Origin of the sequence: Chitinophaga deserti, assembly GCF_003149455.1 — a bacterium.
GTDB classification, from domain to species: Bacteria; Bacteroidota; Bacteroidia; order Chitinophagales; family Chitinophagaceae; genus Chitinophaga; species Chitinophaga deserti.
Genome location: NZ_QFFK01000005.1, coordinates 47,372 through 61,859, shown reverse-complemented (window position 1 = coordinate 61,859; position 14,488 = coordinate 47,372). Strand labels below are relative to the sequence as shown.

Sequence of the window (14,488 nt, the reverse complement as noted above, 5' to 3'; positions counted from 1 at the left end):
GGGCTGAAACCGGCCTTGTTGATTGAATTGATTAAGCTTCTACCACAGTCTCGTCTTCGCTGAAGATTTTGGCTGCGCTCTCCGTCAACACCAGGAAGTTGGAGTTCATGATTTCGTAAGTGTTCACGTCGCTCAGTACAGTGGAATCCACAGTAGGCATGTTGCGCAGTGACAGGTATACGTTGTCATTGTACTCAGGCAGAACCACCAGGGTTTTCTTGCCTTCAACATTGATGTTCAGGTTGGCGAGGATGCTCTTGAACTGTTTGGTTTTAGGAGCGTCCAGCTTCAGGTCTTCCACGATAATGATCGCGTTTTCCTTGGCTTTGGAAGACAGGGCGGAGATTTTCGCCAGATCCTTCACCTTACGGTTTAGCTTGATGTCATAAGTGTGGGGCTTGGGTCCGAAGATGGTACCACCACCTTTATACAGCGGGTTACGGATGTTACCTTTACGGGAACCGCCGGTTCCTTTTTGCTTGTGCAGCTTGCGGGAAGCACCTTTCACTTCAGCACGGGTCTTTACCTTGTGGGTACCCTGACGCTGAGCGGCGAGGTACTGCTTAACAGCCAGGTAGATCACGTGATTGTTCGGTTCTACACCAAAGATCTCCTCAGGAAGCTCGATGGTACGACCGGTTTTCTTACCTTCTATATTTAAAATATCGATCTGCATGTTACTTCTGGATTAAAACGATTGAACCAATGTGGCCGGGAACGGAACCACTTACCAGGATATAATTCTTCTCAGGGAAAATCTTAACGATTTTCAGGCCTTTCACTTTCACGCGTTCAGCACCCATCTGGCCTGCCATGCGCATACCTTTGAATACGCGGGAAGGATAAGAAGAACCGCCTACGGAACCCGGAGCGCGCTGACGGTCGTGCTGGCCGTGGGTCTTTTCACCCACACCGGAGAAACCATGACGTCTTACAACGCCCTGGAAACCTTTACCTTTGGAAGTACCTACAACGTCAATTTTCTCACCTTCAGCGAATATCTCGCAGGTGAGCGTTTCTCCGAGGGCTTTAGCCACGGCAGTGTCCGGATTACGGAACTCAGTAACGTAACGTTTAGGGGAAGTTTGTGCTTTCGCGAAGTGATTTTGTTCAGCTTTAGGAGTGTTTTTGGCTTTCTTTTCGCCAAATGCAACCTGAACAGCGTCGTACCCGTCTGTGTCTTGGGATTTCACCTGGGTAACCACGCAGGGGCCAGCTTCGATGATGGTAACGGCGGTTTGTTTGCCGTTGGCCTCGAAGATGCTGGTCATGCCAATCTTTTTACCAATAATACCTTTCATTTTGTTATATAATTTAGCCCAGCGCCTGAGGGATCTCTAGCTATCCTCAGGATGAGCGGTTTAAATGCTATTGGGCGGCTACCCGGAAGGCGTAGCCTGTATTTAATGATGTCGTCATAAAATACCTCAGGCGGGCATACTTGCCCACCCTTGCTGAGGTCCCTCTTCTCTTACGCTTTGATTTCCACTTCAACACCAGAAGGCAGATCCAGCTTGCTCAGCGCATCTACAGTTCTGGAAGAAGATGTGTAAATATCCAACAGGCGCTTGTGGGTGCACAGTTGGAATTGCTCACGCGCTTTCTTGTTCACGTGCGGAGAACGCAGCACCGTAAAGATTTTCTTCTCTGTAGGTAAAGGAATAGGACCTGTTACCACGGCGCCCGTGTTTCGCACGGTTTTAACGATCTTCTCGGCAGATTTGTCTACCAGGTTGTGATCGTAGGACTTCAGCTTGATTCTAATTCTCTGAGACATATGCAATGAACTTCTTCTATTATTACCCCTCAATTTGGGAGGGCAAAGGTAAGTAAGTTTTTTATCCCCACAAATAAATTTTGAGGATATTTTCCCCACATTATTGACTTTTTCACCACCTTTCCATAGTTTTAATGGCCGCCCTCTTATTCCCAGAGCACTTCAACACCAATTTAACCATCTTATACCCAGGCCATTATAACGCTTAATTCCACTTTACCATGCATCTCCGCCTGCTCCTCTTTTTTCTTTTCCTCCCATCCATAATTTTCGCCCAATCAGACACAATTCCCGCTCCCACACGCGAAGATGAACTCAATGCCCTCCAGGCCGATGAACTGCCACAATTCCCCGGAGGCCCCGCAAAGTTAAGCCAATGGATCAACACCAACCTCAAAATTCCTTTCATCTCCCTCCGCAACGACACCTCCGTAGTTGTAAACGTCCATTTCACCGTCCAGACTACCGGTAAACTCACCGATATCACCATCATGGAGCCCGGTTTCAGGAATCTGGACAAAGCTGTTATCGACATGTTCGTTACCATGCCCAACTGGCGCCCGGGCTACCTCAACGAACGCCCGGTTAATATCCGCTTCTCCCTCCCCATCAACCTCCACCTCGGCAACACCCTCTGCAAACCATACGATGTACCTACCCCTGAAGTAAATATGCCTCAGTTCAACGGGGGCGGCAAAGCCCTCGCCTATTTCATCCGTAAAAACCTGAAATATCCCAAAGAAGCCCGCAACGCCGGCATTTCAGGTACTGTAACCGTCGAATTCACCGTACTTTCCAACGGCTTTGTAGCCCACGCTTATACTTCCGGTGACGCTATCGGATATGGACTCGAGGAAGAAGCCATCCGCATAGTGGAAAAAATGCCCAGATGGAAACCCGCTTACCTCGATGGTAAACCTGTTACAGCTAAACACAAACTCCTTATACGGTTCGACCTGCCTAAATAACCCTTACCCACAAAGCAAAAAGGGCCCGCAATAGCTTTCACCATTGCCGGCCCCTCGCGATGGGGTTGAATTATTTCTGTTTTAGTGTATGCCGTTAACGGGCCATCTTCGTTTCCTTGATGGTCTGACGCGCTTTGGCGCTGGGGAGATAGATCTGGAATCCCAGGTTCAGTCCCACATTATGCGCCGTTACTGAACTGCCGAAACCTACTGTAAGGTTATATTTCAGCAATGCCTCCAGTGCGATATTCGGCGTTATGAAATAAGCCAGACCAGGCCCGAAGCCCAAACCAAGACCGTTGGTATTGGTGCTTTCCTGATCCCCGGCTTTGGTATTAATACCATTGAATCCGGCATTTGCTTCCAGGAACCACCGGGTTTTGTTCAGGAGCTCAATCCGCTTGTCTTTGATGTAATAACGGCCAAATGCACCAATACCGTAGTTGAAACGGGTGGAACCATTGCCTGTTAGCAGGCCGAGGTTCACCTCCGGACCAATCGCAATATCGTCTCTGATAAACCATCCCGCTTTGGGTGTAAGATTCAGGCTGAATGTACTGCCACCATCCTGGAAAGTGCCGCCGATGTTGGCCAGGTTCGCTCCCACCAGTATGTTTCCTTTCTGGGTCTGCGCTTGGGCTTGGGACGTGCACAATATGCCCGCCAGGAAAAGGGCCAGGTAACCGATTTTCTTCATAATATGAGGTTTTGATGAAATTGCTTGCTTGCCTTAAAATTTCCAGGTGGGGATAGATAGGATATGCTTGATTATGAATACAATAAACATAAACTTAACATCCCGATTGTGAAAAGGTTGAAATGTGTGATGATTTTTTTTGACTGGCAGGCAATTTGCAGCCTCTTAACCGGTCTTATAAAAAATCAGGTCTATGAAAACAGTCCTTTCAGCCCTCCTGCTGCTCCTTGCCATTTCCATAGGATGTGGCAAAAAAAGCAACCCTAATCCTAACCCCAACCCCGCACCCGAAGATCCTGACTGGCCTACTGATAAGATCCGGACCGTGGTAGCTTCCGGCATTTCAAACCCCTGGGAAATCCTATGGGGCCCCGACAATTTCATCTGGATGACGGAGCGCAACGGCCGTATCAGCCGTGTCAACCCTAAAACCGGAGCAATCTCTCCCCTACTAACGTTACCCGATATCGTACCCAACGGCGAAGGCGGCCTCCTCGGCATGGCACTCCACCCATCCTTTAACACATCTCCGTTTGTGTACATCGTCTACAATTACGGATCGCCATACCGCGAAAAGGTTGTCCGCTACGAATACCGGAACAACACGCTTTCCAGCCCTCAAATACTGCTGGACAATATCCCCGCTTCCGGAATCCACAATGGCTCCCGGCTGCTGTTTGGACCTGATGGTATGCTCTACATCACCACCGGCGACGCCTCCAATGCTGATGCTGCGCAGGACCCTGCATCCCTGTCCGGTAAAGTACTGCGGCTCCGGGCAGACGGCTCCATCCCGGCAGACAACCCCGTTGCCGGGAGCCATCTCTGGAGCCTGGGGCACCGAAACCCACAGGGATTGGTTTTCATCGGTAATACCTTATACGCTTCCGAACATGGCGCCAATACGGAAGACGAAGTGAACATCATTGAGAAAAACAGGAACTTTGGCTGGCCCAATGTACAGGGGCCCTGCAATGGCGGGGAAATAACCTTCTGCAATGCCAACAACGTCAAACCGCCCATCTGGTCTACCGGAGGCAGCACTTTCGCCTTGTGCGGCCTGGATTACTACAACCACGACCGTATTCCCGGCTGGAAGAACTCCCTCCTCGTCCTAAGCCTTAAAAACGCAACGCTTCACCAGCTGAAACTTTCGTCCAACGGGCAAAGCGTTGCTTCAACGGCGAATTGGTTCGCCAACCGTTATGGCCGCCTGCGCGACCTGTGCGTGTCGCCCTACGGCAGGGTTTATATCTGTACAGACGCCAACCCGGGACGCATCATTGAGATCAGCGACCCGAATTAATCAGGGCATCTTACCAGCGGGCAATTCGCCCTCATTCAGCTTACGCCAGGCGCATCCATGCAGGATCAGCGCCAGGTTGGTACGATCCATTGACACACAGATCCAGCCGAGGTAAGGGGTTTCATCCTTCATAAACTGCACACCAATGTATTTGCGGTTAACGCCCAGCCAGTCGCCCGTCCAAACTGTGTCATTAGGCGTGGCGGCGGGGATGAAGGCTTCCACGAGGTAAGATTCCATGCCTTTCCAGTCGCGCGGGTGGGGTGCAACACCTTTCATGACTTCATTTTGCTGCAGGCAAATAGTGGTATCCTTTTTCACCAACACCTTAGTACTGTTGATACCGGCAGCAAAGAACTTGCCACGCATGCCTTCGGCTCCTCCGGTAACGGCCAGCGCGAGGTAAACGTTGTGGGTGCCGTCCAGGTCAAGGTCAAGATGGAAGGATTGGAGGTTTTTCACCTGAACGTCGGCAAGACTGCGATAGGTCAGTGTGCTTTTGGGAACAGGATCGCCTGTATTCCGTTTTTTACAGGCATAAAAGAGGGTCATGGCCGCAACGAAGGCGGCCAGCATGGGGATGTGGCGCATAAAGCGATGGTTTGAGGTGATTACAACAAATACAGCATAGAGCGAACAGCTGTCTGGAGATAAGACGGAGATCAGGGTACTGATGTTACAATGTGGGCTGTTGGCCAAACTGCCGGATTAAGTAGTTTAGCTTAGTTTCATTCCTGTAAAAACACAAAACCTGCTGCACTTACCATATTAAAAATCAACAGATTAATTTAACCCTGTCATTTATTTCACCTACACTCTAAAGTATTTTCAATTCGATAAAGCCCCAACCAATTGAATCTATCCCTGTAAACCTGAACGGGAAAGTATTGGAATACTGTCCACTTCTACCAGGATTTCCAACAATGAGTATAAACTTATTGCAAGTTAGACCCAGTGCAATGACTGGCCGATTAGCGTATGGTTACAGTATGATTACAGTGCGATTAGAGTAAGATTACAGTGCGATTAGAGTAAGATTACAGCGCTATTAGAGTACGATTACAGCGTAATTGCAGCGCTATTGCAGTACTATTACAGCGCGATTGCAGCGCGATTGCAGCGCGATTACAACGCGATTGCAGCGCGATTACAGCGCGATTACAGCGCGATTACAGCGCGATTAGCACGTGTCCATGTCACTTTCAGGTCCTCAGGGCCGATAAATGCCAAAGGCCGGAGGCTACCTCCAGAAAGATTGAGGGTTGCGCCAGCAGCAGAATTCAGAAAAAGCGGGATTTACCAGCAGATTATCTGTGAATATGAAAGTGAAACCTTCCAATTGGACAGGATCGGGGGTATGAAAAAAGCCCCGGCTTACGCCGGGGCCCTTTTTCTTATTTCTATCTATCAACTTGTGGCTGATTAGGCATTCACTTTACCCTTGATCTTAGCAACTACCTCTTCGGCAACGTTGTTAGGAGCTGGGTTATAGTGAGAGAACTCCATGATGGAAGTTGCGCGGCCGGAAGACAGGGAGCGGAGTTGGGTTACATAACCGAACATTTCGCTCAGGGGCACTTTAGCCTTGATTACCTGTGCACCATTGCGGGATTCCATACCTTCCAGCATACCACGGCGGCGGTTAAGGTCACCGGTCACGTCGCCCATGTACTGGTCGGGTGTGGTAACTTCCACTTTCATGATAGGCTCGAGCAGAACTGGTTTCGCTTTACGGCCAGCTTCACGGAAGGCCGATTTGGCGCAAAGCTCGAAGGACATTGCGTCGGAGTCTACCTGGTGGAACGAACCGTCGAACAGGCGAACCTTCAGGGAAGTCAGGGGGAAGTTTGCGAGAACACCATTGTTCATGGATTGCTCGAAACCTTTCTGAATTGCGGGGATGAACTCTTTGGGGATAGAACCACCGAAGATGTCATTCACGAACTGGAAGGATTTGCCTTCGTTTTCTTTCAGCCATTCTGCATCAGCAGGTCCGATCTCGATCTGGATGTCTGCGAATTTACCACGGCCACCGGTTTGTTTCTTGAACACTTCGCGGTGTTCAACTTTCTGGGTGAATGCTTCTTTGTAAGCAACCTGGGGAGCGCCCTGGTTAACTTCCACTTTAAATTCGCGGCGCATACGGTCAACGATGATCTCGAGGTGAAGCTCACCCATACCGCTCAATACGGTTTGGCCGGTTTCTTCATCGGTTTTCGCTTTGAGGGTAGGATCTTCTTCTACCAGCTTGGCGATAGCCATACCCATTTTATCAACATCTACCTGAGTTTTAGGCTCGATAGCGATGTGGATAACGGGTTCAGGGAAGGACATGGATTCCAGTACGATCGGGCTGTTTTCCGCGCACAGGGTGTCTCCAGTTTTGATATCCTTAAAACCTACAGCAGCTCCGATATCACCGGCTTCGATGAAATCGATAGGGTTCTGCTTGTTGGCGTGCATCTGCATGATACGGCTGATACGCTCGTTTTTGCCGGTACGGGTGTTCAGTACGTAAGAACCACCGTCCAGACGGCCGGAATAAACCCGGAAGAATGCGAGGCGGCCTACGAACGGATCGGTAGCGATCTTGAACGCGAGAGCAGCAAAAGGTTCTTTAGCTGAAGGAGCGCGTGTGATTTCTTCACCGGTGTCGGGGTTGGTACCAGTTACGGATTCAACATCCATCGGAGAAGGCAGGTAGCGGCAAACGCCGTCCAGCATTTTCTGAACGCCTTTGTTTTTGAAAGAAGAACCGCACATCATCGGGATGATAGCCATGTCGATAGTGGCTTTGCGGATTGCTTCATGGATTTCAGTTTCAGAGATGGAATTGGGATCTTCGAAGAATTTCTCCATGAGGGTATCGTCGTATTCAGCAACTGCTTCTACGAGTTTAGCTCTCCACTCTTCCGCTTCTTCCTTCATATCAGCGGGGATTTCGATTTCCTGGTAGGTTGCACCTTTACCAGCTTCGTCCCAGATGATACCTTTCATAGTGATCAGGTCCACTACGCCTTTGAAGTGATCTTCAGCGCCGATGGGCAAGGTCAGGGGAACGGGGTTTGCACCCAGCATTTCCTTTACCTGTTTAACCACGTTGAGGAAGTCAGCACCGGAACGGTCCATTTTATTAACGAAACCGATACGGGGAACACGGTACTTGTTCGCCTGACGCCAAACTGTTTCAGATTGGGGCTCAACACCGGATACGGCGCAGAACAGGGCAACCAGACCGTCGAGTACGCGCAGTGAGCGCTCTACTTCCACGGTGAAGTCCACGTGGCCCGGGGTATCGATGATGTTAAATTTAAACTGTTTGGTATCCGGCAAACTCTCACCCTGGTTGGTAGGGAAGTTCCAGAAACAGGTAGTAGCAGCAGATGTGATGGTAATACCTCTCTCCTGCTCCTGAGCCATCCAGTCCATGGTAGCGGCTCCTTCGTGAACCTCTCCGATTTTGTGAGTCTTGCCTGTGTAATACAGGATACGCTCAGTGGTAGTGGTCTTACCGGCATCGATGTGCGCCGCAATACCAAAGTTTCTTTGAAATCTTAAGTCTGCCATAAAAGTAAAATGACTATAAGTAATGCAATTTGGGGGGCAAAGGTAATCAATTTCTATCAATAAATAAAGTAGTCCTGTTTTGCCAAATTGTTAAAAACGTTCTCCTTTCCCGATTCTGCCGCTTATCCGCCTAAAACCGCCAGAAATGAAATGGATTCCGCTTCCCGTTCCCCCCCATGGTTTTTTGGCTAGTTTTACATCGTCGAAAGCTGAAGTGACCCCGTTTCCATTAAAAATGAACCGTTTATACAGTAACCATTGCCCGGGCGCCAAGCCGCTCCGGATAATAGCAGCATGGCATCAATAGGCAGCAAACTGAAGAGACCCCGTCAACCAGATCGCTATTTGCTTCGTTACCGGTATTTCCTGCAGCCATTACCCAGTTTATTCAAAACCATCACATAACCATTGTTTTATGAAGCATTTTTCTACTAAGCACCTGTTACTGGCCATGTTCCTGGCCATCTCATGGATGCCTGCCCGCTCCCAGCTCGTGCTGGTCAGGCAGGTAACCGCATCCTCCGGAGGCTCAGGCATCATCGGTGGCATCCACTTCGATTATACCATCGGGGAAGCCGCCATCTCGCCCCTTTCCGCAGGGCCTATCCTCCTCACCCAGGGATTCCAGCAACCGGAGATCCTCCCCCCACTTGCTCCGGGAGGTAACCCCATTCTGGACTTCTCCCTTTTTCCAAACCCGGCGCTCACAACCTTCAAGATCCAGTTCAGTCTCCTGACTAACGCCACCGTCACCTTCCTGCTGATGAACACCGCAGGACAGGTCATTTACCAGGATGTTCGCAACTATGCCCCAGGCAAAGTCGTCATCCCAACCTCTGTAGATAAACTCGCTGCTGGCATCTATACCGTCATCCTGAAGGTTAACGCGTTCGTGTTCACTGAAAAACTTATTGTTCAATAGCCTAAACTGGTCTACCATGAAGCAACTCAAATGGATCCTCGTGCTTACGGGACTGCTGGCGGTACGTCCGTTGATGGCCCAGAAAAGCGCTCGTCAGCCCCATAATATCGGCGGCTCATTCCTGCTCATCAACCCTGATGCCAGAAGCAGCGCTACCGGTGGAGCCGTTACAGGACTCGAGCCGGACGCCAATGCCATGTTCGCCAACGCTGCCAAACTTCCCTTCGCCGGAGATTGGGGCGCCAGCGTTTCATACTCCCCCTGGATGTGGGACCTGCTCGATAAAAAAACACATATGGCTTACATCTCAGGCTTTAAAACCTGGGGCGAACAGCAAAGCATTGGCGTTGCCGTCAAATATTTCAATTATGGTGATGTCACTTTCCGCGATGATAATGGCATGGTACTTCAGCAGTACAGGCCCAGGGAATATGCCGTAGATCTCGCATACGCCAGAAAGCTGGGGTCTGCATTCGCCCTTGCTGTTACCGCCAGGTACATCAGAAGTGAACTGGGCAACGGCACCTACAACGGACAGCTGCAGAAGCCTGCCTCCGCTGTGGCAGGCGATATCAGCCTCTACTCACAAGGGTATGCCAATCACATCGAAGGGAATAACCGCTACGCCTGGGGCATCAGCTTCACCAACATCGGTACCAAACTGTCTTATACCGACGACAGTAATAAGAAAACGTTCCTCCCCATGAACCTCCGTATCGGTGGCGGATACACGTTTGTGCGTACAGAAGATCACAAGTTCACCCTCGCTGCAGATGTCAACAAACTACTGGTGCCAACACCACCGGTCTACAAACTCGACCCCGATGGTAACCCCACCAGCGAGATTGACCGCGGCAAAGACCCTGACAGGAGTGTGGTGGAATCCATCTTCACTTCCTTCACCGATGCGCCGGATGGCTTCCGCGAAGAGTTCAGCGAGTTTTCCCTCGCGGCGGGAATAGAATATTCCTACCAGAACAACTTCTTCGTGCGTACCGGATACTTCTATGAAGACCCTGCAAAGGGGAACCGTCAGCAGTTCTCGGCTGGCTTCGGTGTAAGGGTACAGGGGTTCCAGCTCGACTTTGCTTACCTCCTCCCCACCGGCGGAAGCTTACGCCAAAGGAAGAGCCTGAACTTTACGCTCATGTACACGCCCTTCAGAGATAAATAATAACGTAACCTTTCCTTATTACAGATAAAGCACTCGTCATGAACAAAACAATTATAACATTGATCCTCCTGTTAACGGCTGCATTTACACAAGTGCGGGCGCAGCAGGCAGACAGGAAGGCCAGCGAAGGTCAGAGCATCCGTCACCGTATGTTCAGTGATTACGACCAGGCTATCGCGAAAATCAGGGCACAGCAGGCAGCAGCACCTAAGGCTAAAGAAGCCACACTGGCTTCCCCTCAGGCGGTGAAACAGCATATTTTCCCCGGAAGCAATGGCATTACGACCAAGGCCGCTACCTCCGGCGCACGCAAGGCAAATACTTCGGCTGCGCAGGGTAACCAGCTCCCATCCACCGTATCTGCTGCGGATGCCGCACAGAAAAACAAAGATGCAGATGCACGAAAAGCTGCAGCCAAACCCTTCGATATCAATGCGCAGGGAACTGAACCTACTGAAAATAAAGCCAAGGCCCCAACTCCTAAAAACTGAGCACCATGAAAAAAATACTATACCTCCTCTTCTTTTTCCTGACGGCCGCCCTTGGAAGCTTTGCGCAAAGCGGGCTTTCCGGTATCAATTACCAGGCGGTGGCGCGTAACAGCAATGGAACAGTACTGGCCAATCAGGCAGTGAGCGTCCGCTTCTCCATTCGTGGCGGCGGGCCAAACGGCGCTGTAGAATATCAGGAAACACATAACACCGCTACTAACAATATCGGTCTCTTCACCCTCCAGCTGGGGCGTGGCACTCCGGTAACCGGAAGCTTCGCTGCAGTACCCTGGGGTAACGCCAATCAGTTCCTCCAGGTGGAAGTGAACACCGGTGGCGGATTCGTTAACCTCGGTACCAGCCAGCTGATGAGTGTGCCTTTCGCACAATTCTCTGCTAATGGCACTCCCGGCCCGCAAGGCCCCGCTGGTCCTGCCGGACCTGTTGGAGCTGCCGGTCCCGTTGGACCTGTAGGACCTGCCGGTGCTGTTGGACCTATTGGTCCCGCCGGCCCCGTAGGAGCAGCAGGTCCCATCGGACCGGTTGGACCTGCCGGTGCTGATGGTGCAACAGGACCTGTTGGCCCTGCCGGACCCGTAGGAGCAGCCGGACCCATAGGACCCGTTGGTCCTGCCGGCGCTGTAGGCCCCGTTGGCCCTGCAGGCCCCGTTGGAGCAGCCGGCCCCATAGGACCCGTTGGTCCTGCCGGCGCGAATGGCGCTGTAGGCCCCGTTGGCCCTGCCGGACCTGTTGGAGCAGCCGGACCCATAGGACCTATCGGTCCTGTTGGGCCTGCCGGTGCTAACGGTGCTGTAGGACCTGTTGGGCCAGCCGGACCTGTTGGACCTGCTGGTGCAGTGGGAGCTATGGGCCCAGCCGGACCTATTGGACCCATCGGGCCTGCCGGTCCTGTAGGACCAGCGGGACCTGCGGGCGACATCAATGGTGTTGCAGCGGGTGGCGATCTCTCCGGAACCTACCCCAATCCATTAATTGCCAATGGCGTTGTAACGCTGGCCAAAATAGCACCCGGAGTAATCCCCACTACGCTCCCTCCTAACGGCCCTGCCGGAGGAGACCTCAGTGGTAATTACCCTAACCCTTCGGTTGCCCGTATTCAAACAATTCCGGTAGCCATTACTGCTCCGGTAGCAGGTCAGGTATTGAAATTTTCAGGAACTGAATGGTCACCCGCTGCGGATAATGCCGGGGGCGGAGGGCTTACACTCCCCTATGCAGCTGTAGAGAACAATCCTGCCACGTTATTTTCCATCACTAACAATGGCGACGGCACATCACTGGAAGGTGTTAATAACACCGCCACCAGCAGCATTGCAGCGGTGCGCGGTATTGTATCAAGTGCCAGCCCGGGAGGTTTCTCTTCCGGAGTTCGCGGTATTAATAGCGGTACAGGCGGATTGGGTGTTGGCGTTTGGGGATCACAGGCAGGATCCGGCTGGGGCGTGTACGGTGTAACACCGAATGGATTGGGTGTATACGGTAACTCTTCCGCTAATGGATTTGGCGTATATGCTAACAGTAATACAGGCACTGGCCTGCAGGCTACCAGCAACAACGGTATACCTGCATCTTTCAGCATCTTCAACAATGCGAACAATAACAATGTGATCGTTGCCAATTCTGTGGGTAACGGAACAGTAGTTAACGTAACGACTACAGGTAACGGTGCGGGTGTATTTTCCTCTACCGGTGCAGGGTTTGCCATTCATGGCATTACCAGTGCCCAAACAAGCGCGGGTGTTATCGGTGACAACAATGGCGCGGGCGAAGCAGTAGTAGGCCGCACCACAAGTGATATAGCCGGTGCAGTTGTAGGCCGTAATGATGGCGGTGGTTATGGTGTGCGCGGATTCGTAGCTACCAATAACTCAGGTAATGCGATAGGTGTACTCGGGCAGATAGGTCTGAATAATAGTACCGGCCGTGCAGGCAGATTTGAAAACTTCAACCAGACCAATACCACAGGCAACGCGCTGGAAGTGGAAACCAATGGTAACGGTAATATCCCTGACAACACACAGGGTAACGCATCATCTTTCCTTGTTGATAATACCAACAGTGTGGCCGCAGCCGTTAGAGCGGAAGTAAAAACAATTTTCGGCAACTTCGGTGCTGCTGGCATCTTTGGCATTTCATCCGGAACGGGTGGTTTCGCAGGCCTGTTCCATGCTTCGAATCCTGCTGGCAATGGTGCTTCATTAGTTGCGATCACTGATGGTAATGGTAATGCGATCACAGCAAATGCAAGTAAGGACGGAAATGGTGTGGAAACCAATATAGATGGTGCAGGCAATGCAATCTATGCATGGGTACCCACCTTTGCTACCGGCCGTGCGGCAAGGTTCCAACATTATAATGAAAACAATACCAGCGATGTAGTTACTGCCAAAACTGTAGGTAATGGTATCGCAGGTAATTTCATGGTAGATAGAGTGACAGGTACATCTCCTGCCGTAAGGGGTGAAGTAAATTCCCAGTTCGCCAACTTTGGAACAGCAGGTATTTATGGTATTTCTTCCGGTACCGGTGGTTTTGCAGGTTTATTCCATGCCAGTAACCCTGCCGGTAATGGTCCTGCGCTGATTGCCATCGCAGATGGTAACGGCAATGGTATTACGGCCAATGCCTCCAATGGCGGCGACGGAGTGGAAGCCACCGCAGACGGTACGGGCAGTGCAATCTTTGGCTGGATACCTAACTTCGGTAACGGGCGTGCTTCCAGATTTGTGAATTTCAACACAGGTAATACTAATCCCGTACTCACAGTTGAGCAACACAGTAATGGTTCTATCGCACTCTTTAAATCCGGCAACCCTGGTACCGTGAATGTAGCGCGGATCAACTCCGCCGGCCGTGGGTTCTTCAACGGTGGTACCCAGAATAGCGGTGCCGACCTTGCAGAGGCATTTGACGTGGAGGGCGCCATGAGTAATTATGAGCCGGGAGATGTAATGGTGATCTCTACTACCAGCGATCGTAAAATGGAGAAATCCTCCGAAGCATATTCTTCACTCGTTGCTGGTGTATATGCCACCAAACCCGGTGTACTGCTAACAGAAACGGAAGGTGTGGAAGACATTACCGACCAGATCCCAATGGGGGTAGTCGGCGTAATCCCCACTAAAGTTTGCGATGAAGGCGGCCCAATCAAACGCGGCGATATTCTCGTAACCGCCAGCAAGCCAGGCTACGCCATGAAAGCAGATATGAAAAAGGTACAACATGGCCAGATCCTCGGGAAAGCCTTGCAGGAACAGCCTTCCGGTACCGGTAAAATCAAGGTACTTGTAAACGTTAAATAATTGCTTTCAACTTAACTGATATAACCGTACTAACATACATTTTTGACGAGAGCAAGGGTATATGTATGGTTTTTGTGTATGGCTGCCTCTTCAGGGGCAGCCTTTTCTTCTCTTTCCACTGGCTCTCAGGCAGATGAAAAAAGTCACCTATTGTTATTTGTTTACATTTTTATATCTTGCAATACAATTAGTGCTTTCACTCTAACGTGAAGCCCTACCCCAAGATCTATTTCCCAGTTTAACCATCGTACTGAAAGACGCGC

General features: G+C 50.9%; 12 protein-coding genes. 6 read left to right on the top strand and 6 right to left on the bottom strand.

The window, feature by feature from the left end; translation table 11 throughout:
- Positions 1 to 31: 31 nt before the first annotated feature.
- The 3 genes from rplD to rpsJ form a co-directional block, all read right to left on the bottom strand.
- Positions 32 to 676: a 50S ribosomal protein L4 gene (rplD, locus tag DEV76_RS12500; protein WP_109698259.1), complete on the bottom strand. Its 645-nt coding sequence runs from the start codon at positions 674 to 676 to the stop codon at positions 32 to 34.
- A 1-nt stretch (position 677) separates the two neighbouring features.
- Positions 678 to 1,301: a 50S ribosomal protein L3 gene (rplC, locus tag DEV76_RS12495; RefSeq protein ID WP_109698258.1), complete on the bottom strand. Its 624-nt coding sequence runs from the start codon at positions 1,299 to 1,301 to the stop codon at positions 678 to 680.
- Positions 1,302 to 1,471: 170 nt separating this feature from the next.
- Entirely contained in the window at positions 1,472 to 1,777 is a 306-nt protein-coding gene (rpsJ, locus tag DEV76_RS12490) for a 30S ribosomal protein S10 (protein ID WP_012789286.1), read from the bottom strand.
- A 221-nt stretch (positions 1,778 to 1,998) separates the two neighbouring features.
- Here rpsJ and DEV76_RS12485 point away from each other — a divergent pair, with 221 nt between their 5' ends.
- Positions 1,999 to 2,745 (top strand): energy transducer TonB, encoded by a 747-nt coding sequence (locus DEV76_RS12485; RefSeq protein ID WP_109698257.1) that lies wholly within the window; start codon positions 1,999 to 2,001, stop codon positions 2,743 to 2,745.
- A gap of 94 nt (positions 2,746 to 2,839) precedes the next feature.
- Here DEV76_RS12485 and DEV76_RS12480 read toward each other — a convergent pair whose 3' ends face one another.
- Positions 2,840 to 3,442, bottom strand: coding sequence for an outer membrane beta-barrel protein (locus DEV76_RS12480; protein WP_109698256.1), 603 nt, complete (start codon positions 3,440 to 3,442; stop codon positions 2,840 to 2,842).
- A gap of 193 nt (positions 3,443 to 3,635) precedes the next feature.
- Here DEV76_RS12480 and DEV76_RS12475 point away from each other — a divergent pair, with 193 nt between their 5' ends.
- Positions 3,636 to 4,748 (top strand): PQQ-dependent sugar dehydrogenase, encoded by a 1,113-nt coding sequence (locus DEV76_RS12475; protein ID WP_109698255.1) that lies wholly within the window; start codon positions 3,636 to 3,638, stop codon positions 4,746 to 4,748.
- Here the strand turns inward: DEV76_RS12475 and DEV76_RS12470 are convergent, their stop codons facing one another.
- Both DEV76_RS12470 and fusA read right to left on the bottom strand, forming a co-directional pair.
- Positions 4,749 to 5,339, bottom strand: a complete 591-nt coding sequence (locus tag DEV76_RS12470; RefSeq protein WP_109698254.1) for a hypothetical protein — start codon at positions 5,337 to 5,339, stop codon at positions 4,749 to 4,751.
- A gap of 831 nt (positions 5,340 to 6,170) precedes the next feature.
- Entirely contained in the window at positions 6,171 to 8,315 is a 2,145-nt protein-coding gene (gene fusA, locus DEV76_RS12460; protein WP_109698252.1) for an elongation factor G, read from the bottom strand.
- 415 nt (positions 8,316 to 8,730) lie between these two features.
- Between fusA and DEV76_RS12455 the strand changes: the two genes are divergently transcribed.
- From DEV76_RS12455 to DEV76_RS12440, 4 genes are read left to right on the top strand one after another with little or no spacing between them, the layout of a single operon-like run.
- Positions 8,731 to 9,237 (top strand): T9SS type A sorting domain-containing protein, encoded by a 507-nt coding sequence (locus DEV76_RS12455; protein WP_109698251.1) that lies wholly within the window; start codon positions 8,731 to 8,733, stop codon positions 9,235 to 9,237.
- Positions 9,238 to 9,253: 16 nt separating this feature from the next.
- Complete coding sequence (gene porV / locus DEV76_RS12450) at positions 9,254 to 10,411, top strand: type IX secretion system outer membrane channel protein PorV (protein ID WP_109698250.1); 1,158 nt, start codon at positions 9,254 to 9,256, stop codon at positions 10,409 to 10,411.
- Between the two features lie 38 nt (positions 10,412 to 10,449).
- On the top strand, positions 10,450 to 10,902 hold the full coding sequence (locus tag DEV76_RS12445) for a hypothetical protein (protein WP_109698249.1): 453 nt from the start codon (positions 10,450 to 10,452) through the stop codon (positions 10,900 to 10,902).
- 5 nt (positions 10,903 to 10,907) lie between these two features.
- The gene (locus DEV76_RS12440; RefSeq protein ID WP_157962865.1) at positions 10,908 to 14,225 is read left to right on the top strand and encodes a collagen-like protein; all 3,318 of its coding nucleotides are present in this window, start codon (positions 10,908 to 10,910) and stop codon (positions 14,223 to 14,225) included.
- Positions 14,226 to 14,488: the final 263 nt, after the last annotated feature.

Bases quoted from the DNA above. Each gene is read 5' to 3' on its own strand.
- rplC (WP_109698258.1), bottom strand. From the start codon at position 1,301: ATGAAAGGTATTATTGGTAAAAAGATTGGCATGACCAGCATCTTCGAG.
- rpsJ (WP_012789286.1), bottom strand. From the start codon at position 1,777: ATGTCTCAGAGAATTAGAATCAAGCTGAAGTCCTACGATCACAACCTG.
- DEV76_RS12480 (WP_109698256.1), bottom strand. From the start codon at position 3,442: ATGAAGAAAATCGGTTACCTGGCCCTTTTCCTGGCGGGCATATTGTGC.
- fusA (WP_109698252.1), bottom strand. From the start codon at position 8,315: ATGGCAGACTTAAGATTTCAAAGAAACTTTGGTATTGCGGCGCACATC.
- DEV76_RS12470 (WP_109698254.1), bottom strand. From the start codon at position 5,339: ATGCGCCACATCCCCATGCTGGCCGCCTTCGTTGCGGCCATGACCCTC.
- DEV76_RS12475 (WP_109698255.1), top strand. From the start codon at position 3,636: ATGAAAACAGTCCTTTCAGCCCTCCTGCTGCTCCTTGCCATTTCCATA.
- DEV76_RS12485 (WP_109698257.1), top strand. From the start codon at position 1,999: ATGCATCTCCGCCTGCTCCTCTTTTTTCTTTTCCTCCCATCCATAATT.
- DEV76_RS12440 (WP_157962865.1), top strand. From the start codon at position 10,908: ATGAAAAAAATACTATACCTCCTCTTCTTTTTCCTGACGGCCGCCCTT.
- porV (WP_109698250.1), top strand. From the start codon at position 9,254: ATGAAGCAACTCAAATGGATCCTCGTGCTTACGGGACTGCTGGCGGTA.
- DEV76_RS12455 (WP_109698251.1), top strand. From the start codon at position 8,731: ATGAAGCATTTTTCTACTAAGCACCTGTTACTGGCCATGTTCCTGGCC.
- rplD (WP_109698259.1), bottom strand. From the start codon at position 676: ATGCAGATCGATATTTTAAATATAGAAGGTAAGAAAACCGGTCGTACC.
- DEV76_RS12445 (WP_109698249.1), top strand. From the start codon at position 10,450: ATGAACAAAACAATTATAACATTGATCCTCCTGTTAACGGCTGCATTT.